The following is a 23,133-nucleotide window of genomic DNA, read 5'->3' on the forward strand; positions in this document are numbered from 1 at the left end:
AGACATCTGAAATTCATGCGAAACTTCCCCCTCGCCGCTAGCGTGCTGCTGGCGCTCTGTCCGCCTGTCTTCAGCACCGCACTGGCGGCGCCGGAAACCCTGCCTGCGGTCGAGACGGCAACGACAGCGCCCGCCCCGGTCTGGGCCTTCGAGACCAGCGACTTGCCGGTCGATCCCGGCTACGTTTTCGGGCAGCTCGACAACGGGATGCGCTACATCATCCTCCGCAACGCCACGCCCCAGGGCACGGCGCTGGTGCGGATGCGGATCGATTCCGGCAGTCTCGAGGAGCGCGACGACGAGCGCGGCCTTGCGCATTATCTCGAACACATGGCCTTCAACGGCTCTGCGGGCATCCCCGAGGGCGAGATGATCAAGCTGCTCGAACGCGAAGGGCTGGCCTTCGGGGCGGACACCAATGCCGCGACCGGGTTCGAGAGCATCACCTATATGCTCAACCTGCCGCGCAATGACGCCAAGCTGCTCGACACGGCGCTGATGCTGATGCGCGAGACGGCGAGCGAGCTGACCATTTCCGAGGACGCGGTAGAGCGCGAGCGCGGCGTGATCCTCGCCGAGCGGCGCGACCGGGCAGGCTTCCAGCAGCGCAATTTCGAGGACAATGCCGCCTTCCTCGCGCCCGGCGCGCGCTACACCCAGCGCCTGCCGATCGGCGCCATCGAGGTATTGGAAAGCGCGACGGCCGAGCAGATCCGCGGGCTTTATCGGCGCACTTACACCCCGGCCAACACCGTGCTGGTGGTGGTCGGCGATTACCCGGCCGACCAGGTCGAGACGGCGATCCGCGCACGCTTTGCCGACTGGGCCCCGGCGCCTGCTCCGGCCGATCCGGTCACTGGCCCGATCGACATCACCCGCAAGGGCCTCACCGACATCCATCTCGATCCGGCGCTGGCCGAGCAGGTAACGCTGTCGCGCCTTGCGGCATGGCGCGACGAGCCGGACACCATCGCCAACCGCGATGCCGCGCTGGTGCGAGGGATCGGATATGCCATCATCAACCGTCGCCTCGCCCGCCTCGCCCGCGGCGAAAACGCGCCTTTCCGCGGGGCGCGTTTCGGCACGGGCGACCTGTTCGAGGATGCGCGCATCACCAGCCTCGCCATCAGCAGCGCCGATGGCGAATGGAAAAAGGGGATGCTCGCCGCGCTGCGCGAGGTCAACCAGGCGCTCACCTATGGCTTCACCCGTGCCGAGCTCGACGAACAGCTCGCCAACCTGCGCACCGCTGCCGAAAATGCGGTCAAGGGCGCTGAGACGCGCAACCACGCGGTGTTCGTCAACGCCGCGCTCGCGCTGGCGAGCGACAAGCGTGTTCCGACCACTCCGCAATTCCAGCTGGCCGCGTTCGAGCGGATCGCCCCCACCCTCACCCCCGAAGCCGTGTGGCATGCAGTCAAGGACGATGCCGCGCCGCTCGTTGAGCCGCTGATCCGCTTTGAAGGCCGCACCGCGCCCGAAGGCGGCGAAGCCGGCCTGCGCGCCGCCTTTGCCGAAGCCATGGCGCTGCCCATTGCGCCACCGGCCGAAGATGCCCCGCTCGCCTTCGCCTACAGCGATTTTGGCACGCCCGGCACCATCGTCTCGGACACCACGGAGCCACGCCTCGGCCTGCGCATGATCCGCTTTGCCAACGGGGTGCGACTGACCCTCAAATCCACCCCAATTCGCGAGGACCGGATTGCCTATCGCCTGTCGCTCGATGGCGGCGATCTGATGAACACGCGCGAAGCCCCGATGCGGGTGGCGCTCACCGATGCGCTCGCGCTGGGCGGGCTTGGCAAGCATTCGCAGGACGCGCTCTCGAGCGTGCTCGCCGGACGCAATGTCGGTCTCGGCCTTGCCAGCGGTGCGGACGCCTTCAGCGCCTCCGGCAACACCACGAGACGCGATCTTGCCTTGCAGATGCAGGTGCTGGCCGCGCTGCTGACCGACCCAGGCTATCGCCGCGAGGGCGAGGAGCGGTTCCGCAAGAGCATCGAAAATTACTTCGCCACGCTCGATGCAACGCCGCGCAACGCGCTCAGCACGGCGATCGGCGGGATCCTGTCGGACAATGATCCGCGCTTCACGCTCCAGCCCAAGGAGGCCTTCCTTGCGCTGGATTACGCCGGATTGAAGGACGCGATCGGCGACCGGCTGGCGCGCGGCGCGATCGAGCTGGCGCTGGTAGGCGATCTGGACGAAGCCGAGGCGATCGCCGCGGTTGCCGCGACACTCGGCGCGCTGCCGCCTCGCGAGCCGGAGTTCAACCGGCGCGAAGAGGCGCGCGCCCGCAGCTTCACCACCACCCGCGGCCAGCGCATCCTCACCCACAAGGGCGAGGCTGATCAGGCGCTGTTGCAATGGACCTGGCCGACCACCGATGACAGCGATCTGGCCGAGACCCTGCGCCTCGGCCTGCTTGCGCGCGTGGCCCGCATCGCCCTGACTGAAAAGCTGCGCGAGGAGCTGGGACAAGCCTATTCGCCTTCCGCCGGGGCGGCGAACAGCCGGGTCTATCGCGGTTACGGCACCTTCAGCCTCTCGGTTGCGGTGGACGTTGCCCAAGTCGATGCGACCCGTGCGGCTGTGCACGAAGTGCTCGCCACGCTGCGCAATCGCGGGCCGAGCGCGGACATGATCGAACGCGCGCGGCGGCCGCTGTTGGAGGAATATGACAACGCCTTGAAGGATCTCGACGGCTGGATGGGCCTTGCCGCCCACGCGCAGAGCGATCCCGAACGGCTCGACCGCTGGTTTGCCGCACCCGATCTGCTCCGGGCGATCACCCCCGCCGATTTGCAGGCGACCGCAGTCCGCTGGCTGCCTGCCGGCGAGGCGGTCGAGGTGGCGGTGGTGCCGCAAGCCGCAGCTGCCAGATAGGCACGAAAAAGGCCGGCAGGATCGCTCCTGCCGGCCGGCACTGCCACCGCGGATGCGGATCAGTATTTTACGCCGAACGACACGCCGATCACGCGCGGATCGTTGACGAAGGCCGTGTTGTTGTTGAAGTCCACCACGCCCAGCACATTGTCTTCATTGGTGATGTTGCGGGCGAAGGCCGCCACTTCCCACTCGCCGTTGCCGCCCGAATAGCCGATCCGCAGACCACCTTCGATGCGGCTGTCGGCGTTGAACTCCTCGCTGGTGTAGAGCAGGAAGTTGGTCTGGCCGAGATAGGTCCAGTCGGTGAAGATGAAGAACTCGCCGCTGTCGCCCACCGGAATGGCATAGCGGGCGGTGAAATCGCCGCTCCACTCGGGCGCGTTGGGGAAGGGGTTGCCGTCGATCAGCGCGCGGGTGCTGCCGCCGATCACGCGGGTCGGATCGGTGACGGTACACTGCGCACAGATCCCCACCGCCAGCGTATCATCCTGAATTTCCGTATGATTATAGGCAAGGCCGAGGGTGACGAGGAAGTTCGGCGTGATCTGGAACGCCGAGTCCAGCTCGAAGCCATAGGCCTCGCCCTTGTTGGCGTTGATCAGCTGCACCAGATTGCCCGCCCCGCCCACTGCGGTGAACTGCGGATCTTCGACGGTGTAGTAGAACAGAGCGCCGTTGAGGCGGATGGTGCGATCGGCCAGCTCGCTCTTGAAGCCCACTTCGTAGGAGGTGATGTTCTCCGACTGGGCGACCGACGGGGCCGAGAAGAAGGCGACGTCACGGCCCTGGATGGTCGGCGCGCGGAAGGCATTGGCGATCTTGGCATAGACGCTGACGTCATCCGACACGTCCGCGAACAGGGCGATGTCCCAGTTGAGCTGGCTGTCGCCCACGCTGACCGGCTGCGGTGCGGCGCCCGAGCGGACGAAAAAGTCCTTCTCGTCGTCGGTGTAGCGCAAACCGCCGGTGAGCTTCAGCATATCGTTGAGCTGGTAGGACAACTGACCGAACAGCGCCCAGGCATCGTTGGTGTGATTGACGGTGACCGGCGGCGGGAAGTTGAAGCCGACCGTGGTGACATCGAAATCGCTCTCGAAGTAGAAACCGCCGATCTGCCAGCCGAGCGGGCCTTCGCTGTTCGAGGCAAGCCGGATTTCGTGGGTATATTGTTCAAGATCGATCGAGTCCTGCGTGTCCGCAGGGAATGGGATGAAGCCCGGACCCATCACCGGCAGGAACGAGGCGCCGAAGCCGCCGTCGATATCGCCGCGGCTCGAACCCTCGCTGGTCCAGTAACTGCCGATCGAGGTCAGCGTGGCGAAGTCGAATTCATAGGCCGTGGTCAGCGTCAGCCCGAACTGCTGGTAATTCGCCTTGTTGCCGCCGCCGCCGTCATAGAACACCGTGCCGCGATCATAGTTGTCGTTGAGCTGGTTGGTGTTGTTCGGGCGGGCGGTCGTCGGGCCGAGCACATTGGCGCGGAAGAAGGTCGAGGAACCGTCGAGGTCGCGGAAATTGACCGAGGCGTTCATGCTCAGGCGCTCGGTCGGAGTAAGCAGCAGCTGGCCACGGATGGCGAAATCGGTGAAGCCGCCCAGCGCGTTCCGCTGATTGGTGAAGCCGTTGTCGATCCAGTCGCCGCGCCTCTGGAACTGGGTGGCGAGGCGGAAGGCGAGCACGTCCTCGACCAGCGAACCGCCGACCGCACCGTTGAGCGTGATCGTGTCGAGGCTGGCGAAAGAGAACGAAGCGCGCACGTCGGTCTCGTGGCTCGGCTTGATCGAATCGACCTTGACGATGCCCGCCGGGGTGTTGCGGCCGAACAGCGTGCCCTGCGGGCCGCGCAGCACCTCGACGCGCGCGACGTCGAAGATCGGGAAGCTCTTGAGCGTGACATTTTCGAGCACCACGTCATCGAGCAGCACCGAAACCGGCTGCGAGGCGGCAAGGTCGAAGTCGGTGTTGCCGAGGCCGCGAATGTAGAACCGCGGCGCGACCCGGCCATTAGAACTTTCGATGTTGAGGCCCGGAACCGAGCCGGCCAGCGCGGTGACATCGCCGGCAGCGCTGAAGATCACGTCGACCCGGCCCTGATCGAGGATTTCGGCCGAGACCGCGACATCCTGCAGGTTTTCCTGACGGCGGTTGGCGGTGACGATGATGGTGTCGAGCTGGCCGCTGTCGCTGGCGGCAGGCGCGCCCTGCTGCGCGGCGGCAGGGGCGGCAAGGGTGCAGGCGGCCGCCAGGATGGTCGAACCGGCCCATGCGGCACGGATGGCACGGAAATGCTGAGACATCGAACGAACCCCTTTCGGATTGATCGGTTCAAGGAGGGAGGGTGCGCCCGCGCGCTGGCACCTTTCGGCGATTCGGGCGAGATTGGCCGCGGCAAATCTCGCGGGAAATGGCCCGTTCGACGACAGTCTGTTTGCAGTTGTTGCACAAAGGTTACAGATTCGTGCGGGAGGCGAAGCGACTACGACAAGCGCGGCATGACGGCCCGTTCCGCAGCATCGTGAACAACCCTTCGCGCTGCGATTGCGCCTTGCCCTGCACACGCTATAGCGGCGCCTGTTGTCCGCCCATCCGCCTGCGCGAGGAGCCCCGCCCATGAACGTCCGCGTCCTTGTCCGATTGAAGCCCGGCGTGCTCGACCCGCAGGGCCGCGCCGTGCATCATGCGCTCGAAGGCCTCGGCTTCGAGGGCGTGGCCGATGTCCGCGTCGGTCGCCTGATCGAACTCGAAGTCGCCGAGGGCACCGACCATGCCGCGCTCACCGAAATGTGCGAGAAGCTGCTCGCCAACACCGTGATCGAGGATTTCACGATCGAAACCGAGGGAGCCTGAGATCATGGCATTGCGCGCCGCTGTCATCACCTTTCCCGGCTCCAATTGCGACCGCGACATGGCGAGCGCGCTGGAGGCGGTCTCGGGCCAGCCGGCGATCCGGGTGTGGCACGGCGATGCCGATCTTCCCTCCGGTCTCGATCTGATCGCCCTGCCCGGCGGCTTTTCCTATGGCGACTATCTGCGTTCCGGCGCGATGGCCGCGCAAAGCCCGATCATGCGCGCGGTGATTGCAGCGGCGCAGCGCGGGGTTCCGGTTCTGGGCGTGTGCAACGGCTTTCAGGTGCTGACCGAAGCCCGCCTGCTGCCCGGCGCGCTGATGCGCAATGCCGGCCAACGCTTCATCTGCCGCACCGTGCGGCTGACGGTCGAGAACACCTCCTCGCCGTTCACCCATGGCTTTGCCCAGGGTGAGGCGCTGCGTATCCCGGTCGCCCATCATGACGGCAATTATTTCGCCGATGCCGAAACGCTTGACCGGCTCGAAGGCGAAGGCCGCGTGGCCTTCCGCTATGCCGAAAGCGTCAACGGCTCGGCGCGGGACATCGCCGGGGTGCTGAGCGCGAATGGCCGGGTGCTCGGCATGATGCCACATCCCGAACGCGCGATCGAACCGGCAGCAGTGCCGGCACTGGGCGGAGCAGACGGTCGGCGGCTGTTCGAGAACATTCTCGCGGCGCTCGCCAGCGCCTGACACCAAGGCCCGATGAGCTTGGCTCATCGCGCCTCGGTTAAGCCCGCCCGGCGCTTGAGCAAAGCCAGCGCGTGATGCGTCAGCATCGAGGCGCGCTGGAAAAGGCCTCAGGCGCGCAGCCGCTGCGGGGTGCTGAACAGCCGCCTGGCTTCGTAGCCCGCCATCGGTCGGCCGAAATAGTAGCCTTGGATCTTGTCGCAGCCGAGGTTGCGAATCAGTTCGGCTTCCTCGGCGGTTTCCACACCTTCCGCGGTGGTGGTCATGTCGAGGCTCTTGGCCATCGCCACCACCGCGTTGATGATCGCCAGGCTTTCGGCACTGCCTTGCGCTGCCCCCTGCACGAAGGTGCGATCGACCTTGATGGTCGAGAAGCGCAGCTTGCGGATGTAGCCGAGCGAGGAATAGCCGGTCCCGAAGTCGTCGAGCGCAACCGAACAGCCCAGCGCCATCACCTGCTCGAGCGCATTGCGGGCCACGCTCGCGTCGCGCAGGAAGATGCTTTCGGTCACTTCCACTTCGAGCCGTTCAGGCTTGAGGCCGCTGGCCGCCAGCACTTCGACCACTTCCTGATGAAAGCCAGGTTCGAGCAACTGTTCGGGTGAAACGTTGACATTGACCTTGACATGATCGGGCCAGTTGCGGGCTTCCTCGCAAGCCTTGCGCATCACCCATTTGCCGATCGGCACGATCAGGCGGGTGTCCTCGGCCAGCGGGATGAACTTGCCGGGGCTGACGAAGCCGTGGTCGGCGCTGTTCCAGCGCACCAGCGCCTCGAAGCTCACGACATTCTCGCTCCGCGCGTCGACCACCGGCTGGTAATGCAGCTCCATCTCCTCGCGGCCCAGCGCCTTGCGCAGCGCAACTTCTAGCCGGCGGCGCTCTTCGGCCGAGACGTGCAGCAGCGGCTCGAAGCGGCAATGTTCGCCGCCGCCGGAATCCTTGGCGCGATAAAGCGCAAGGTCGGCACTGCGCATCAGCTCCTCGACCGTCTTGCCATCGCGTGGCCCCATCGCCGAGCCGACGCTTGCACCGACGTAAAGCGTGTGCTCATCGACCTGGTAAGGCTCGGACAGGCGGTCGATCACGCGCCTGGCGAGATGGCTGATCTCCTCGGCCTTGCGCAGATCGCGGATGACGATGGCGAATTCGTCGCCGCCGAGCCGACCGCACAGCTGGTTCTCGCCCATCAGCGACCTGAGCCGCGCTGAAACCTGCGCCAGCAGCTTGTCGCCGGTCATGTGGCCAAGCGAATCATTGACCGACTTGAAGCGGTCGAGATCGACCATCAGCAGCGCGCAGCGTGTGCGCCACTGCTCGGTGTAACGCAGCGCCTCGCCCAGCGCCTCGGTGAGCTGCAAGCGGTTGGGCAACTGCGTCAGCGTGTCATAGCGCGCCAGATAGGCGATCTTCTCGGATGACTTTCGCTGCTCGGTGACATCCGAACCAACACCGCGGAAGCCGGTGAAGCGCCCGCGATCATCGCGCATCGGCGTGCCCGAAAGCTCCCACCAGCGCTCCTCGCCGAGGATCGAGACCTGCACCAACAGGTTCGAGAAGCTCTCCCGATCCTTGAGCTTTTCGGCAAGGTCATGCAGGCTCGGCGGGAATTGTCCGGTTTCCCAGCTGCGCCCGGCCACCAGTTCGAGCAGCGGCATCCCCTCGACTTCGGCCTGCGGACGGCCGAGCGCGAAGGCAAAGCGCGGCGAAACAGATCGCACGCGGCGGTTGGTGTCGATCTCCCACAGCCAGTCCGCCTCGTTCTCCTGGAATTCGCGCAGCAGCAGCGAGACGACCTCGTCCTTTTCGGCGACGAGCGCTTCGGCCAGCCGCCCCTTGAGGAAGATGGTGCGGACCTGGATGGTGGCGACGAGGCTGGCGATGGTGAACAGCACCGCGCCGCCCATCGCCTGCCATTGCCCGAAAACCGCCAGCGACGCGACCGCGCCCATGCCGAGGATCCCGATGTAGAGCAGGACGCTGAGCGGCGAGGTCGAGAACACGAAGGTGGACGCACCCATCAAGGTCAGCACGGCCAAGAGCAGCGTGACATACTGCTTGCCGTCCGACAGGTAAGGGAACACGAACAGCCCAACCACCCAGCACAGGGCCGCGGCCACCGCGTTGGCGACCTTGCGACGCTCGAGCTGTGCGGTGCCGACCGGGGCTGCGCTATTGACCAGTGTGAGATCGGTCTGGCGCGTCCGGTAGAGAATCATGGCGAGCACCGCGGCCCATGGCCCGACAACCGCCATGCCGACCAGCGGAACGAAGACGGCTACCACCAGCAGCGCAACGATGCCATTGGCGAACATCCGGTTGCGGGTCGCTCGCGCCAGTTCGCCGTGTTCCTCACGACGCAGGCGCATGGGATCGAACGCCGGATTGCTCGACAATCCGAGCACATCGGCGATCGATAGACTGGTGGGGGACAAAGGCGGATTACTCACGCGGGCAAGCTAACCGACAAAGGTTAGATCACAGTAAATTCCGACCTTGCCCGAAGGGCGCGAGGGTTACCGGCGCCCCTGTCCCGTCATTCGACGGTCACCGACTTGGCAAGGTTGCGCGGCTGGTCGACATCCGTGCCCTTTATCAGGGCGACGTGATAGGCCAGCAGCTGCACCGGAATGGCATAGACCAGCGGCGCGATCAGCGGATGGACGACCGGCATCTCGATCGTCGCGATGCATCCATCGCCCGCCACTTCCAGCCCCTTGGCGTCGGAGATAAGCACCACCTGGCCGCCGCGTGCGCGCACTTCCTCCATGTTGGAGACCGTCTTCTCGAACAAGGGGCCGGAAGGCGCGATCACCACCACCGGCACCGCCTCGTCGATCAGCGCGATGGGGCCATGCTTCATTTCTCCCGCAGCATAGCCCTCGGCGTGGATGTAGCTGATCTCCTTCAGTTTGAGCGCGCCTTCAAGCGCCAGCGGAAAGTCCTGCCCGCGCCCCAGGTAAAGCACATCGCGCGCCGGGGCGATGAGGTGCGCCATGGCGGCAATATCGTCATCATGCCCCAAAGCGGCGTTGAGCGCGGCTGGCGCTTCGAGCAGGTGGCGCACGATCTCGGCCTCCTGATCGCGGGTCAGCCGGCCTTTCCTGACCGCCATATGCGCGGCCAGCGCAGCGAGCACCGCGAGTTGGCAGGTGAAGGCCTTGGTCGAGGCGACGCCGATCTCCGGCCCGGCGTGGGTCGGCAGCAGCAGATCGGCCTCGCGCGCCATGGTGCTGGTGGGCACGTTCACCACCACCGCGATGGTCTGGCCGTTCGCCTTGCAATGCCTGAGCGCCGCGAGCGTATCGGCGGTCTCGCCGCTCTGCGAGATGAACAGTGCCAGACCGCCCTCCTCGAACACCGGATCGCGGTAGCGAAACTCCGACGCGACATCGATGTCGACCGGCACGCGCGCGAATTGCTCGAACCAGTATTTCGCCACCATCCCCGCGTAGAAGCTGGTGCCGCAGGCAACGATCGTCAGGCGGCGCACCGCCGACAGATCGAAATCGAGCTGCGGCAGCGCCACGGAATTGTCCGACCGGCGCAGATAGGAAGCAAGCGTCTGCGCCACCACGGTGGGCTGCTCGTAGATCTCCTTCTGCATGAAGTGGCGATAATTGCCCTTCTCCACCGCCGCCGCCGAGGCGCCCGAGGCGCGGATCTCGCGGGTTACAGGGTTGTTCCCGGCGTCATAAATCTGCGCACCAGTCCGGCGTAGCACCACCCAGTCGCCTTCTTCGAGATAGGCGATTCGCTGGGTCAGCGGCGCGAGCGCTAGGGCGTCGGAACCGAGATACATCTCCGCTTCCTCGCCTTGGGGACCATAGCCGAGCACCAGCGGCGAACCGAGCCGCGCGCCAATCAGCAGGTCGGGATGCTGGCGGAAGGCGATCGCCAGCGCAAAGGCGCCGCGCAGGCGCGGCAGCACGCAGCGCACCGCTTCCACCGGATCGGCCCCGCGCTCGATCTCGACGGAAATCAGATGCGCGACGATTTCGGTGTCGGTCTCGCTCTCGAACGCCCGGCCCAGGGCGGCCAGTTCGGCGCGCAGTTCCTTGTAGTTTTCGATGATGCCGTTGTGGACGATCGCGACTTCGCCGGTAGCGTGGGGATGGGCATTGGCCGCGGTCGGCGCGCCGTGTGTGGCCCAGCGGGTGTGGGCGATGCCGACGGTGCCGGGCGCGGGGTCGCTGGCGAGCACACGGGCGAGATTGACCAGCTTGCCTTCGGCCCGGCGCCGCACCAGCTCACCGCCGTGCAAGGTGCAGATCCCGGCGCTGTCATAGCCGCGATATTCCATGCGCCTGAGGCCATCGAGCAGCCGTTCGGCCACGCTCGAAGAGCCCACAATCCCGATGATTCCGCACATAGCCGCCGCCGTCCCAGATTGTCGATGCTGCCGCTCTAGCCGCTCGGGCGGCCGGGGCAAGGGCTCGCGTGCTGCGCTGCCTCGCGCCGCCCGACAAGTGTCCGGATGCGACACGCGGCTTTAGGGAAAAAATAAGCTTTCCTGCCTATTCACCATTCTTCGGAAGATACCCTTCGTATCCATGCGACAGAGATTGAAGATATGATGAAAACCCTCGGGAGCCTGGAATGAGCGCGTTCGGCAAGAAGGGCAATGTTGGCGCGTTAAAGCCCGGCGGCAGGCCGGCCTTCGGCGTCGCTCGGCCGATGAAGGGTGCCGGCGCGCCCCCGCCGCGCGGTGGCGAGCAGTTCCCGCCGATTCCGGGCGAAGGCAATGCCGAACGCGTCGCGCCCATCCCCACGCCCGCGCCCTCGCGCCCGTCGAGCAGTGCCGAGGCGATCGACCGCCTGAACGAACGCATGACCGCGGTCAACCCGGTCGAATCCGAAGTCGGCGGCTTTGAAGCCAGCGTCCACAAGATCAAAGAACAGGTGCTCCCGCGCCTGCTCGAACGGGTCGATCCGGAAGCGGCGGCGACGCTGTCGAAGGAAGAGCTGTCGGAAGAATTCCGTCCGATCATCATGGAAGTGCTGGCCGAGCTCAAGGTCACGCTCAACCGGCGCGAGCAGTTCGCGCTGGAGAAGGTGCTGATCGACGAGCTGCTCGGCTTTGGCCCGCTGGAAGAACTGCTGAACGACCCGGACGTGTCCGATATCATGGTCAACGGGCCGGACCAGACCTATATAGAAAAGAAGGGCAAGCTCCAGCTCGCCCCGATCCGCTTCCGCGATGAGCAGCACCTGTTCCAGATCGCCCAGCGGATCGTGAACCAGGTTGGCCGCCGGGTCGACCAGACCACCCCGCTCGCGGACGCCCGCCTGAAGGATGGTTCGCGCGTCAACGTGATCGTCCCGCCGTTGAGCCTTCGCGGCACCGCGATCTCGATCCGCAAATTCTCCGAAAAGCCGATCACGCTCGACATGCTGCGCGATTTCGGTTCGATGTCGGACAAGATGTGCACCGCGCTCAAGATCGCCGGCGCGTGCCGGATGAACATCGTCATCTCGGGCGGCACGGGTTCGGGTAAGACGACCATGCTCAACGCCCTCTCGAAGATGATCGACCCGGGCGAACGCGTGCTGACCATCGAAGACGCGGCGGAACTTCGCTTGCAACAGCCGCACTGGCTGCCGCTCGAAACCCGCCCGCCGAACCTCGAAGGCCAGGGTGCGATCACGATCGGCGACCTGGTCAAGAACGCCCTGCGCATGCGTCCCGACCGCATCATCCTAGGCGAAATTCGCGGCGCGGAGTGTTTCGACCTCCTCGCGGCGATGAACACCGGTCACGATGGCTCGATGTGCACGCTCCACGCCAACAGCCCGCGCGAGTGCCTTGGCCGCATGGAGAACATGATCATGATGGGCGACATCAAGATCCCCAAGGAAGCCATCAGCCGCCAGATCGCGGAAAGCGTCGACCTGATCGTGCAGGTGAAGCGCCTGCGCGACGGTTCGCGCCGCACCACCAACATCACCGAGGTGATCGGGATGGAAGGCGACGTGATCGTGACGCAGGAGCTGTTCAAGTTCGAATATCTCGACGAGACCGAAGACGGGAAGATCCTCGGCGAATTCCGCTCTTCGGGGCTGCGCCCCTATACGCTGGAGAAGGCGCGCCAGTTCGGCTTTGATCAGGCCTATCTGGAAGCCTGCCTGTAAGCGGCGCGCCTCCAAGCGCCGGGCGGCGGCCGTCAAGCCGCGTGAGCGAGGATGTCGCACGGCGGATGCCGTGCGGGCATCAAAGATTCCCCAGCACCACAGGCAGGCTGACGGCCAGCATCCCGCCGCCGATGATCGCCGCGCCGATGAAAAGGCCGAGCCACGGCACCCAGCCGACCTGTTCCAGCCGCACCAGATCGCGGCGCTTCATCCGCCGCCGCTCCATGTAAGCGGCAAATCCGGCGAACAGCCAGAACAGGCCACCGGCCAGCGCGAGCTGCGCGGCATCGCTGAGCAGGGCGAAACGGGTGATCGGATCCATCGCGCGCTGATGTAGGCCCGATCGCGGCTTGCGCAATGCCCGTCGCTGCGCCAAGCGCCGCGCGATGGATGGCTCGATCGCCCGCCCCCGGCCGCTTTTGGCGCTGTTCGTGCGGCTGTTGACCGCGCTCGCGCTGGCGACCATGGCGATGCTGGTCAAGCTCGCCGGGGAACGCGGCGCGCACCTGATCGAGCTGATTTTCTGGCGCCAGGCCATCACGGCCGGGGTGATCGGCGCGGGGCTCGCGCTCACGGGCCGCAGCGCGTTGCTGCGCACCACCCGCCTTGGCTCGCACGCGATGCGCGCGGCCAGCGGCCTGTTCGGGATGATCTTCACCTATGGCGCGGTGCTGCTGCTGCCGCTGGCCGAGGCGACCACGCTGGGCTTCACCGCCCCGGTCTTCGCGGTGCTGATCGCGATGATCCTGTTCCGTGAGAAAATCGGCCCCTATCGCTGGGCGGCGGTGGTGATGGGCTTTGCCGGAGTGGTGTTGGTAATGCAGCCAGGCAGCGGGCATCACGAAGGCGTGACGCTGGCCGGGGTTGCGGTTGGGCTGATGGCACCGCTGATGGTGGCGATCATCAGCTTCCAGATCCAGGATCTCAACCAGACCGAGAACCCTTGGAGCATCGTGTTCTGGTTCGCCGCCCTGAGCACGCCGGTGGCGGCGCTGGCGCTGCCCTTCGTGAGCACCGCCCACGATGCCCAGACCTGGGGCATCATCATCGCCATGTCCCTGATGGGGGTGCTGGCGCAGATGCTGCTCACCACCTCGCTGCGTTTCGGCTCGGCGGCGGTCATCCTGCTGATGGACTACACCGCGCTGCTGTGGGCGAGCATCTACGGCTATCTTGTGTTTGACCGCGCCGCGCCCGCCAGCCTGTGGCTGGGCGCGCCGCTGATCATCGCCGCCGGGGTGCTGATCGCCTGGCGCGAACGGCAACTGGCGAAGCAGCGCATCGCCGCTTCACGCGCCGGTCAGGAATAGATTTCCATCCTCTTGCGTTGGTATCGCAAGGCAAAGGAGACCCCGCATGATTCGCAAGACCATGATCGCCATCGCGCTCGCCGCGCTCAGCCTCGCCACTGCCGCCTGCAACACCGTCGAAGGGCTGGGCGACGACATCAAGTCGGTGGGCCGCGCCGGCAAGCGCGCGATCGACTGATCGCGATCGCGCTGAAGCGCGATGCAGACCTCCCGACCCGCCTCCCCACCCGGCCACCAATGATACCATCAGACCATGGGGGCCGGGTGGGAAGGCCGGGCTGCCAGAGAGCAGCGATGTCTGCGCCAACCTGGCTGGCCAAAAACTAAACCGCCCGGTAAACTAGCATGATGTTGTTGGCCGGCATTGCGTGGCGCGCGCTGCGGGCCATGCCGTGCCGGCTGGCGAGGGCATCGAGCGCCTCGGCCTCGCGCAGACCCCAGAGCGGATTGCGCGCCTTCAGGCTGGCATCGAAATCGCGGTTGGAGGGCGCGGTTTCCACCTCCGCCTCGATGAAGGGGCCGTAGAGGATCAGCGGCCCCCTGCTCTCAGCCAGCACCCGCTCTGCCCCCGCGAACAGCCCCAGCGTTGCCTCCCACGGGCTGATATGGACCATGTTGATGCAGACCATCGCCTCGGCGGCGGCAACTGGCCAGCTATCGGGGGCCGAAGCATCGAGCCGCAGCGGCGCGGCGAGATTGTGCCCTGCATAATCCTTACGATAGGCGGCGATCGAGGCGAGTGCCTCGGGCGAGGGATCGGTCGGCTGCCATGCCAGTGCCGGGAAGGTTTGCGCAAAGAACAGCGCATGCTCGCCCGTCCCCGCCGCCACTTCGAGCACCGTGCCGCTGGCGGGCAATTCGCGCGCGAGCACCGCCGCGATCGGCTCGCGGTTGCGCAGCGTGGCAGGGGCGTGCTGCTTCACCTCACGAAACCTGCCGCTCCTGCCCCTCCCAATAGGGCGCGCGCAGCTCGCGCCGGAGAATCTTGCCGCTGGCATTGCGCGGCATGACGGGGATGACATCGACGCTCTTGGGCGCCTTGAATGCGGCAATCCGCGCGCGCGCCCAGGCGATCACGTCGGCCTCGTCGACCACCATGCCCGGCTTGGCGACGACGCAGGCCTTCACCTCCTCGCCCCACTTGGCGCTCGGCACCCCGATCACCGCGACCTCGGCGATGGCCGGATGGCCGTAGATCGCGCTTTCGACTTCGGCGGGATAGACGTTTTCGCCGCCCGAAATGATCATGTCCTTGATGCGATCCTGGATATAGACATAGCCGTGCTCGTCCATCACGCCCGCGTCGCCGGTGTGGAGCCAGCCATCGGGATCGATGGTCTTGGCGGTCGCCTCGGGCAGCTTCCAGTAGCCCGGCGTGTTGGTGGGTGAAAGGATGCAGACTTCGCCGATCTCCCCGCGCGGAAGCTGCTTGTTGTCGGGACCGCGAATTTCGATCTCCACCCCAGGACAGGCCTTCCCCGCCGAGCGCATCCGCTGGTTCCCTTCGATCGTGTGATCCTCGGGCGGCAGAACCGCGATCGTGCCGCTGGTCTCGGTCATGCCATAGGCCTGGAGAAACTTGGTGTTCGGCATGGTCCGCACCGCTTCCTTGAGCAGTTCAAGCGGCATCGGCGCGGCACCATACATCAGGTATTTGAGATTGCTGAAGTCGGTGCGCGCCGCGCGCGGGTGCTGGACGACCATCTGCAACGCCGCGGGCACGATGAACAGGTGGGTCGCGCCCGCCTCGATCGCCTCGATCACGCCGACTGGGGAGAACTCGGCCTGCACGAGGCTGCGCACCCCGCTTGCCACCGCGATGTTTACCAGCCCGGTCCCGCCGATATGCGCACAGGGCATGGCAACCAACATGCAATCGCCGGGCTCGTAGAACTGCCAGTCGAGCCCCGCCGCGATACCCGCATTGCGCAGACCGAACAGGTTGGCGTTGGTCAACTGTGCGCCCTTGGGGTTGCCGGTGGTGCCGCTGGTGTAGAGCTGGAGCACCGGATCATGCGGGCCGGGTGGCGTGTAGTCGGCCGGCGCGAAGCCGCTCGCGGCCCTGCGCGCGGCCTCGCCCTCGATCACTTCGGGATTGGCCGGAACCGCGCCCGCCACCTCGTGCGCCACCGCGACGAATTCGGCGTCGGCGAACAGCAGCTTGGCCTCGGTATCGCCGAGGATATAGGCGATCTCGCGCGGGGCGAGCCGCCAGCCGATCGGCACCATCACCGCCCCCATCCGCGCAGCGGCGATGTAGAGCAGGAAGTAGATATCACGGTTCTTGCCGAGCCAGGCGATGCGATCGCCCGGCGCGATGCCGCGCGCCTGCATCAACGCGATCAACTGGCGCGTGAGGACATCAGCCTCGGCATAGCTGGTCACCCGCCCATCCTGATCGAAGGCCGGCCCATCAGGCCGCTCCCTCGCCCAGAAATGCAGGATTTCATCGAAGGTCTGGTAATCGTGATAGGCCTCGCGCGCCATGGCGGTTGCTCTCTCCCGGAAAGATTTGGCGCAAGGTTAGGCAAATCCGCGCCAGCGTCCAGCCGCGATTTAGCGAAATCGCCCCTGCTTGCGCGCGGCAGGCTCGCGGATCAGCAGCCACAGGCCAAGGCCGAGCGGCCCGGCCATGAAGGTGGCCAGCAGGACCGGGGCCTGAAGCAGGCGCGAGATATTCTTGGCATCGCCATCGCGCGCGATCCACAGGCCGACGAACAGGTCGAAGGCAAGGTAATGCGTCCAGCCGATGGTAACCCCGGCATCGCTGGCGAAGATCGCGCGCACGCCTGCGATGGAAGTAAAATCCGTTCCTCCCCCATCGGGGTTGGGGATCAGGCCGCTCAGCAATCCCATGAGGCCGGCAGCGTAGATCAGACACAACAGGCCGACGCCCAGGTAGAGCACCCCCGACAGCAGTGCCGGCCAGCGCGGCAGCAGGATGAGCCCGGCCCAGGCGATCAGCGCCAGCAGGTTGACCATGCTGAACCATGCGTTCCAGTCGATCATGCCGCCGCTCCCGTCTCGCTCGTGCGTCGCCACTCGCGCGCCGCGCGGCGAATCGCCTCGTTGTCATGCGTGAACCGCCCGCCCGCTCGGCGCAAGGCAAGGCCCAGCGCCGCTTCGGCCACCAGCGCGGCATCGATCGAGCGAAAGCGTTCCCACGAACCCGACAGCAGCGGATCGATCAGCGGCGCAGCGATGATCGCGGCGCGCTCGGCCAGGCGCAGGTCGTCCACCCGCTCGCCGCGCAGCAGGCCGGGGCGGAGAATGTCGAGCCGCTTGAAGCCGACCTTGGTCAACGCCTCTTCGGTTTCGCCCTTGACCCGCATGTAGAAGCTGCGCGAGCGGCTATCGGCCCCGGCGGCGCTAACCACCACCATGTTGGGCACGCCCACCGCCTGCGCGGCCTGCGCCGTGGCCAGCACCAGATCCTGATCGACCGCGCGGAAGGCTTCCCGGTCGCCCCCGGCTTTCTTCATCGTCGTGCCAAGCGCGCAGATCAGCGCGCGCGGACGCACCGCGGCCATCACCTCGCCCCACTTGTCGGGCTCGGCGACGAACATCTCCATCCGCGCACCGGGGGGCAAACGCGCCTCCCGCCGGGCAATGCCGACGATTCGCGCCTCGTCGCCGGCGCTCGAAATCTCGATCACCTTGCGCCCGACCAGGCCGGTCGCCCCCACCAGCGCGACGCGGACGGGGCCACGGACCGAAGACCGCGCCTCAGACATTGATCAGCCCCGCGGGCCGCTCGCCATAGATTGCGGTGCAGGCCTGGATCGCAAAGCGATCCGACATGCCGGCGATGAAATCGGCAATCATCCGCGCGCGGGCCGGATCGCTCGCGGGCAGGCGTGCCTGCCAGTCGGCGGGCATCAGCCGCGCTTCCTGCGCATAGGCCGCAAACAGCCGCGCCACGACATCGCGGGCGCGCTCGGCGGCGGCGACCTGTTCGGGGTGGTAGTAGAGCCGCTCGTACATGAAGCTTTTCAGCCGCCGCTCCTGCGCGGCCATCGCCGGCGAGAATCCGGCCAGCTGGCGCCCTGCCTCGCGCACTTCGGCCACCGAATGCAGGCCCTTCACCTGCGCCGCCGTGTGTTCGAGCACGTCGTTGACCATCAGCCCGATCTGGTCGCGCACCAGCTCGCGCAGCAGCCGCTCGCGCGGGGCATGGGGGAAGCGCTTCTCGAGAGCGCGCCACTGATCGGCGAGGAAATCGAGGCTCAAGAGATCGTCGAGTTCGAGGAACCCGGCGCGCAGGCCATCGTCGATGTCGTGGTTGTCATAGGCTATGTCATCCGCCACCGCCGCCACCTGCGCCTCGAGCGATGGCCAGGAGCCAAGGTTCAGCGGAAACGCCTCGTCAAGCTCGGCCAGCGCCCAGTTTGGCGCAATCACCGGGCCATTGTGCTTGGCCAGGCCTTCGAGCAGATCCCAGGTGAGATTGAGCCCGTCATGCTCAGGGTAGGGACATTCGATCCGCATCACCGTGCGCAGCGCCTGCGCATTGTGATCGAACCCGCCATGACGCTCCATCGCCGCCGACAGCGCCGCCTCGCCTGCATGGCCGAAGGGCGGATGGCCGAGATCATGCGCAAGGCACAGGGCCTCGGTCAGATCCTCGTCGAGCCCGAGGGCGCGGGCGATCACCCGGCCGATCTGCGCGACTTCGAGGCTGTGGGTCAGACGGGTGCGGTAATGATCGCCGAGCGGGGCGATGAACACCTGAGTCTTCGCCTTGAGCCGCCGGAAGCTCATCGAATGGATGATCCGGTCGCGGTCGCGCTGGAAGGCGGTGCGCGGCCCGCGCTGCTCCCCACCTGACGCGCAGCTGAATTCTCTCGGGCCATGAGCGGCGGGATCGGCAGCGTAAGGGGCGCGGGTCATCACGGCTCGAGCGATTAGGTCAGCACGGGCTGCGGCTCAACCGGAACGGACGAGGAACGGGGTGCAAAACCGGGAGAAATCCGGGCCAGCTGCGCCCGGACGAGCCTATTATGGGGCCGCCTACCGGTGATTGGGGGGGGGGAGGTAGGTCGGCCCCAAGGGCCAATCGGTGCGACCCGAGGACCCGGAGCATGCCAGGCATTCGCCATGACAATCTCTGCGGCGGCGCTTAGGCGAAACGTTAACAACTTGCATCCCTTGCAAGCCAGTCCTGCGCCGGAACGTTTCAGATTAGAGACGAGCCGGTGACATGGCCACAACAAGACGGACAGAGGCGCTCCGCCTAGAGGGGGCAAACAGGGGCTAATGCAGACCTTCCTGTTCGAGGATCCAATTCGCCGCTGCCTCGCAATGGATTCGCGTGCTGTCGAACACGGGCAGGATATTGGCATCGACATCGACCACCAGATCCAACTCGGTGCAGGCCAGCACGATCGCCTCGGCGCCTTCCTGCGCCTTGCTGGTGATGATCGTCTTCATCGTGCGCTGCGCCTCGCGCGTGACCTTGCCGACCATCAGTTCATCATAGATGATCTTGTCCAGCATCCCGACGAATTCCATGTTGGGCGGCAGCAGATCGATGCCGTGGGCGACCAGCCGCTTGCGGTAGAAGCTTTCGGTCATGACATTGCGGGTGCCGATCAGCGCGGCGTTGCGATGGCCCGCGCGCTTGATTGCCAGGCCGACATATTCGGCGATATGCAGGATCGGGATGTTCACCGCAGCGGCGACATCGTCATAGAGCCGGTGCATCGAATTGGCGCCGATGATCAGGCCTTGCGCCCCTGCCGCTTCGAGCCGCCGCGCGCTGTCGATCAGCACGCTCGCCGCGCGCTGCCAATCGCGTTCCTCGACAAGCGCGTAGAGCTGACAAAAATCGAGGCTTTCGATCAGCAGCGGCGCCGAGGCCATCGGCGCCGCGCGTTTCTGGACGATGCGGTTGATGCGATCATAATACATCGCTGTCGACACCCAGCTCATGCCGCCGATGATCCCCAGTTTGCGCAAAGGCATGCCCCTTCAAATCGTTTGCACTCGCGAACGGGTGTAGCGAGGAAGCGTTCCTTGCGTCCATAGGCCGCGCAAGCGGCACGTCTCACCGGACGGGCGGACCAGCGGTCAGCCTGGCCAGCCACGGCTTGAGATCGCCCAGCGTTGCCGCTGCCGCTTCCTCCTGCGGCAGGTGGCCGATCTTGGGATAGACCACCAGCGTGCTCGCCGGCATGACCTTGTCGAGCCAGCGCCCGGCTTCGACCGGGATCAGCCGGTCTTCCTCGCCCCACAGGATCAAGGTGGGGGTTGTCACCTTGGCGATCTCGGCTTCGGTAAGCGGATCATAGGGCAGCGCAAAGCGCCTGAGCGTCGCCCGCCGGTTGCCGGGATAGCGCAGCAGTTCCCAGTAGCGGTCCACCGCCGCCTCGCTCGCCACCGCCTTGACCGACACCGATTGCTCGAGGCTCCGTGCAATCAGCGCACGCGGGGTGATCTGTTCAATCAGCAGGTTGATGCCGGGGGTCTGCGCGATCCGGAAGCCGATATTGCCCGAGACCCTGTTGCTGTCCTGGTCGGGCCTGCCCTTTTCCCGCTGGGGCATCGGCGCGCCGCTGCCATCGACCAGCACGAGACCCACAAGCCGCTCGGGATGGGCCACGGCGAAGGCCAGCGCATGCTTGCCGCCCATCGAATTGCCGCCGAGGACGAAGCGTTCGAGGCCTAGCCTATCCGCCACTTCGGCGATATCGGCGACGTAGTTGTCGCGGCTGTAATTGTCCTTGGGGTCAGGCCCGGTAAGGCCGTGGCCGACCTGATCGAAGCGGATCACGCGGTAGCTGTCCTTGAGGCCCTCGACCCACGGATCCCAGGTGTGCAGATCGGCGTTGGAGCCGTGCAGGAGAATGATCGCGGGGGCATCCCTCGGCCCCTCGTCGCGCAGGTGCACCCTCACCCCGTCGCCGATCTCCACGAATTGCGAGGGCGGCCCGCCATATTTGGCGCGCATTTCGGCAGCGTCGGTATCGGGCGTGCGGAAGATCAGGAATGCGATGACGAGCAGCGCCAGCAGCGCCAGAAACCCGCGACCAAGCCGTTTCATTACTTGCCCATCTCCGCAATCCAGCGCCGCACCAGCGCGACCCCATCCGTGTCCACACTGGCCTTGCCCAGTTCGGGCATGGCGATCCCCGGCTCGGCGCTGTCCATCCGGTAGAGCAGGATCGAGGCATCGGGCTGTCCCGGCAGGATCGAGAAATTGTGTCCACCCGCCCCGCGACCGGCAGCCACCGGCCGCTTCATGATGCCAATCGCGTGGGGATCGGACTGCTCCCAGCGCAGATCGAGACCGGAGTTCGAAGCGCCCCCGCCCGGCTGATGGCAATGGGCGCAGTTGACATCGAGATAGGCGCGGGCGAGCGGTTCGGCGGGGCCGGTGGCGCGGGTGCGCCAGTCGGGCAGGCTGCCGCCGCCCGCGGGCACATGGTCAAGCTGGCCCGCCTTCCACATAGCCCCCAACCATTCCCGCGACAGATTGCGCGCCTTGGGGCCGATCGGGATCACCTTTCCATCCCGCGAATGGCAGGTCTTGCACTGGTTCTTGTTGGGGATGGCATAGGAGATCGCCTCACCCGCGGGCGTCACCAGGTCGAGCCGCCCGCCCGCCAGCGCCAGCGTCGCTTCGGTCTGCTCCTCGTTCCAGCGATAGGGCAGCGCCACCCAGCCATCGGCGCGGTGCAGCAGCACGCGGGTTTCGATCAGCCGCCGCGCCGCGCCCTCGCCAAAGGCAAAGGTCTTGATGATCGCCGCGCCCACCGGGAATTGCAGCAGGCCCTCGCCATCGGCGGCAAGCTGCGAGCCTTCGGGCAGATAGATGAAGCGCAGCTTCTCCGCCCCGTCAGACCACAAGGGCACCTTGAGCGCATAGGGGATCACTCCGCGTGCCGGACGTTGCCGCGCGCCATCGGCGAAGAAGCCGAATTCGGACAGCTTGCCCGGAAAGGCCGGGCCGGCCACGGCTGCGTCCGACACGCGCGGCGCGGCGAGTTGGGCATGGGCGACCGCCCCGCCAAGCGCGAGCAGAGCCGCCACCAGCAGACCGCGCGCGAAGCTCACTTCAGCCGCGCCTCCAGTTCCGCAGGCGCGCCAACCGCGGGGAATTGCCAGCTTTCGAGCGGGGTCAGCATCAGCGGCCCGGGCTGGGCCTCGGCAAGGCTCTGGCCGGGTTTCGAGAGGTTGAGGCTCCACCCGGTCACGCCCTCGGCGATCCTCAGCCCGTTGCCGTCCTCGACGATCCCGTCCCACAGCACCGGCGGCAGCGCCCCGCCGAAGGCTTCGAGCAGCGCCTCCTTGCCATCGAGCTGCGGATCGTCCCCGCCGCGCCCGAAGGCATTGGGCCCGACGATCACATTGCGCGCATAGGGATTGTAGCGGGCATCGTCATAGGGCTGGGGATAGGCGATCACCATGACATGGGCGGTGGCGTTGCCTTCGAAGGCATTGTTCTCGATCAGCACGCCGTCATTGGCCATCACCAACACGCCGGTGCCGCGCCGCACAGAGGCGACGATATTGCCCGGCGGGGCGAAATTGGGGGTGTCGTTGTCCTTCACCACATTGCCGCGCAGGATCACGTTGCCGCCGTTCATCACCGGCAGGCCCGGCAGATCGAACACCAAGAGGCCGCCGGTATTGCGGGTGGCGATGTTGTTTTCGACCAGCGCGTTGCGGCTGTTCTCAATCTCGATCCCCGCAACGTTGAATTCGACCTGGTTGCCGCGCACGGTGATGTCGCGGCTCTGGCCGACATAGATCCCCGCGTCCGACGCGCCGATCACCCTGGAGTGCGTCACCAGCACCCCGGTGCTTTCGACCGGATAGATGCCATAGGCCCCGTTGGTGGCCTTCGGCCCGCCGGTCCATTCGACGCGGATGGCATTGTAGATGATATTGTCCGCGCCCTTGGACTTGATCCCGTCGCCCTTGGGGTTCTCGATCGCAAAGCCCTGGAGGGTGACATTGTCGCTGGTCACCAGCAGCCCTTCGCCCGCGCCCTGCTGGCCGGTGAAATCGAGCACGCTCTTGTCCATCCCTGCGCCGCGCAGCGTCACGCCATCGACATCGAGGCTCAATCCGTCGGTGAGCGCGATGCGCCCTTCGCCCAGCTCGATCACGTCGCCGGGCCGAGCGAGGATCAGCGCCTCCTGCAGGCGGGTCGCCGCGCCCTCGCCCGCTTCGATGCGGTGGGTTTCGGCGGCAAGCGGCGCGGCGGTGGCCAGCAGCGCGGCGGCAAAAGCGATGCGGTTCATGATGGTCTCCCTCTCC

General features: G+C 66.2%; 19 protein-coding genes. 6 read left to right on the top strand and 13 right to left on the bottom strand.

Annotation, left to right across the window (positions count from 1 at the left end; translation table 11 throughout):
* Positions 1-15: 15 nt before the first annotated feature.
* A complete protein-coding gene (locus tag BZF61_RS11890) occupies positions 16-2,886 on the top strand; it encodes a M16 family metallopeptidase (RefSeq protein WP_086619597.1) in 2,871 nt (956 codons plus the stop codon).
* A 59-nt stretch (positions 2,887-2,945) separates the two neighbouring features.
* Here BZF61_RS11890 and BZF61_RS11895 read toward each other — a convergent pair whose 3' ends face one another.
* Positions 2,946-5,186 (bottom strand): TonB-dependent receptor, encoded by a 2,241-nt coding sequence (locus BZF61_RS11895; protein ID WP_086619501.1) that lies wholly within the window; start codon positions 5,184-5,186, stop codon positions 2,946-2,948.
* Between the two features lie 313 nt (positions 5,187-5,499).
* Between BZF61_RS11895 and purS the strand changes: the two genes are divergently transcribed.
* Both purS and purQ read left to right on the top strand, forming a co-directional pair.
* Complete coding sequence (purS, locus tag BZF61_RS11900) at positions 5,500-5,736, top strand: phosphoribosylformylglycinamidine synthase subunit PurS (RefSeq protein WP_086619502.1); 237 nt, start codon at positions 5,500-5,502, stop codon at positions 5,734-5,736.
* Between the two features lie 4 nt (positions 5,737-5,740).
* Complete coding sequence (purQ, locus tag BZF61_RS11905; RefSeq protein WP_086619504.1) at positions 5,741-6,430, top strand: phosphoribosylformylglycinamidine synthase subunit PurQ; 690 nt, start codon at positions 5,741-5,743, stop codon at positions 6,428-6,430.
* 107 nt (positions 6,431-6,537) lie between these two features.
* Here the strand turns inward: purQ and BZF61_RS11910 are convergent, their stop codons facing one another.
* Both BZF61_RS11910 and glmS read right to left on the bottom strand, forming a co-directional pair.
* The gene (locus BZF61_RS11910; protein ID WP_086619599.1) at positions 6,538-8,796 is read right to left on the bottom strand and encodes a putative bifunctional diguanylate cyclase/phosphodiesterase; all 2,259 of its coding nucleotides are present in this window, start codon (positions 8,794-8,796) and stop codon (positions 6,538-6,540) included.
* A gap of 167 nt (positions 8,797-8,963) precedes the next feature.
* On the bottom strand, positions 8,964-10,799 hold the full coding sequence (gene glmS / locus BZF61_RS11915; protein ID WP_086619505.1) for a glutamine--fructose-6-phosphate transaminase (isomerizing): 1,836 nt from the start codon (positions 10,797-10,799) through the stop codon (positions 8,964-8,966).
* Between the two features lie 227 nt (positions 10,800-11,026).
* Between glmS and BZF61_RS11920 the strand changes: the two genes are divergently transcribed.
* Complete coding sequence (locus BZF61_RS11920) at positions 11,027-12,559, top strand: TadA family conjugal transfer-associated ATPase (protein ID WP_086619507.1); 1,533 nt, start codon at positions 11,027-11,029, stop codon at positions 12,557-12,559.
* Between the two features lie 79 nt (positions 12,560-12,638).
* Here BZF61_RS11920 and BZF61_RS11925 read toward each other — a convergent pair whose 3' ends face one another.
* Positions 12,639-12,881 (bottom strand): hypothetical protein, encoded by a 243-nt coding sequence (locus tag BZF61_RS11925; protein ID WP_086619508.1) that lies wholly within the window; start codon positions 12,879-12,881, stop codon positions 12,639-12,641.
* Between the two features lie 64 nt (positions 12,882-12,945).
* On the opposite strand from BZF61_RS11925, the gene BZF61_RS11930 reads away from it, so the two are divergent.
* Together BZF61_RS11930 and BZF61_RS11935 are read left to right on the top strand one after the other, a co-directional pair.
* On the top strand, positions 12,946-13,869 hold the full coding sequence (locus tag BZF61_RS11930) for a DMT family transporter (RefSeq protein WP_086619510.1): 924 nt from the start codon (positions 12,946-12,948) through the stop codon (positions 13,867-13,869).
* 46 nt (positions 13,870-13,915) lie between these two features.
* A complete protein-coding gene (locus BZF61_RS11935) occupies positions 13,916-14,047 on the top strand; it encodes an Entericidin EcnA/B family protein (RefSeq protein WP_086619511.1) in 132 nt (43 codons plus the stop codon).
* A 145-nt stretch (positions 14,048-14,192) separates the two neighbouring features.
* On the opposite strand, the gene BZF61_RS11940 is transcribed toward BZF61_RS11935, so the two are convergent.
* The 9 genes from BZF61_RS11940 to BZF61_RS11980 all read right to left on the bottom strand — a co-directional run bounded on the left by BZF61_RS11940 (position 14,193) and on the right by BZF61_RS11980 (position 23,117).
* Positions 14,193-14,792 (bottom strand): DUF938 domain-containing protein, encoded by a 600-nt coding sequence (locus tag BZF61_RS11940; protein ID WP_245804612.1) that lies wholly within the window; start codon positions 14,790-14,792, stop codon positions 14,193-14,195.
* A gap of 1 nt (position 14,793) precedes the next feature.
* The gene (locus BZF61_RS11945) at positions 14,794-16,356 is read right to left on the bottom strand and encodes a long-chain-fatty-acid--CoA ligase (protein WP_086619514.1); all 1,563 of its coding nucleotides are present in this window, start codon (positions 16,354-16,356) and stop codon (positions 14,794-14,796) included.
* 69 nt (positions 16,357-16,425) lie between these two features.
* On the bottom strand, positions 16,426-16,878 hold the full coding sequence (locus BZF61_RS11950; protein WP_169711964.1) for an ABA4-like family protein: 453 nt from the start codon (positions 16,876-16,878) through the stop codon (positions 16,426-16,428).
* Positions 16,875-17,603, bottom strand: coding sequence for an NAD(P)H-binding protein (locus BZF61_RS11955; RefSeq protein WP_086619516.1), 729 nt, complete (start codon positions 17,601-17,603; stop codon positions 16,875-16,877). Before BZF61_RS11955 ends, BZF61_RS11950 begins: the two co-directional genes overlap by 4 nt.
* Positions 17,596-18,759 carry a deoxyguanosinetriphosphate triphosphohydrolase gene (locus BZF61_RS11960; RefSeq protein ID WP_086619517.1) on the bottom strand — a complete coding sequence of 388 codons (1,164 nt, stop codon included), beginning with the start codon at positions 18,757-18,759 and terminating at the stop codon, positions 17,596-17,598. Before BZF61_RS11960 ends, BZF61_RS11955 begins: the two co-directional genes overlap by 8 nt.
* 363 nt (positions 18,760-19,122) lie before the next feature.
* Positions 19,123-19,827 carry an aspartate/glutamate racemase family protein gene (locus tag BZF61_RS11965; protein WP_086619602.1) on the bottom strand — a complete coding sequence of 235 codons (705 nt, stop codon included), beginning with the start codon at positions 19,825-19,827 and terminating at the stop codon, positions 19,123-19,125.
* Positions 19,828-19,915: 88 nt separating this feature from the next.
* Positions 19,916-20,911: an alpha/beta fold hydrolase gene (locus BZF61_RS11970; RefSeq protein WP_086619518.1), complete on the bottom strand. Its 996-nt coding sequence runs from the start codon at positions 20,909-20,911 to the stop codon at positions 19,916-19,918.
* Entirely contained in the window at positions 20,911-21,924 is a 1,014-nt protein-coding gene (locus tag BZF61_RS11975; RefSeq protein ID WP_086619520.1) for an SO2930 family diheme c-type cytochrome, read from the bottom strand. The genes BZF61_RS11970 and BZF61_RS11975 overlap by 1 nt, the downstream gene beginning before the upstream one ends.
* Positions 21,921-23,117: a parallel beta-helix domain-containing protein gene (locus tag BZF61_RS11980; protein ID WP_086619521.1), complete on the bottom strand. Its 1,197-nt coding sequence runs from the start codon at positions 23,115-23,117 to the stop codon at positions 21,921-21,923. The genes BZF61_RS11975 and BZF61_RS11980 overlap by 4 nt, the downstream gene beginning before the upstream one ends.
* Between the last annotated feature and the right edge of the window lie 16 nt (positions 23,118-23,133).

The organism is Erythrobacter tepidarius (assembly GCF_002155695.1).
In the GTDB taxonomy this organism is placed as follows: Bacteria; Pseudomonadota; Alphaproteobacteria; order Sphingomonadales; family Sphingomonadaceae; genus Erythrobacter; species Erythrobacter tepidarius.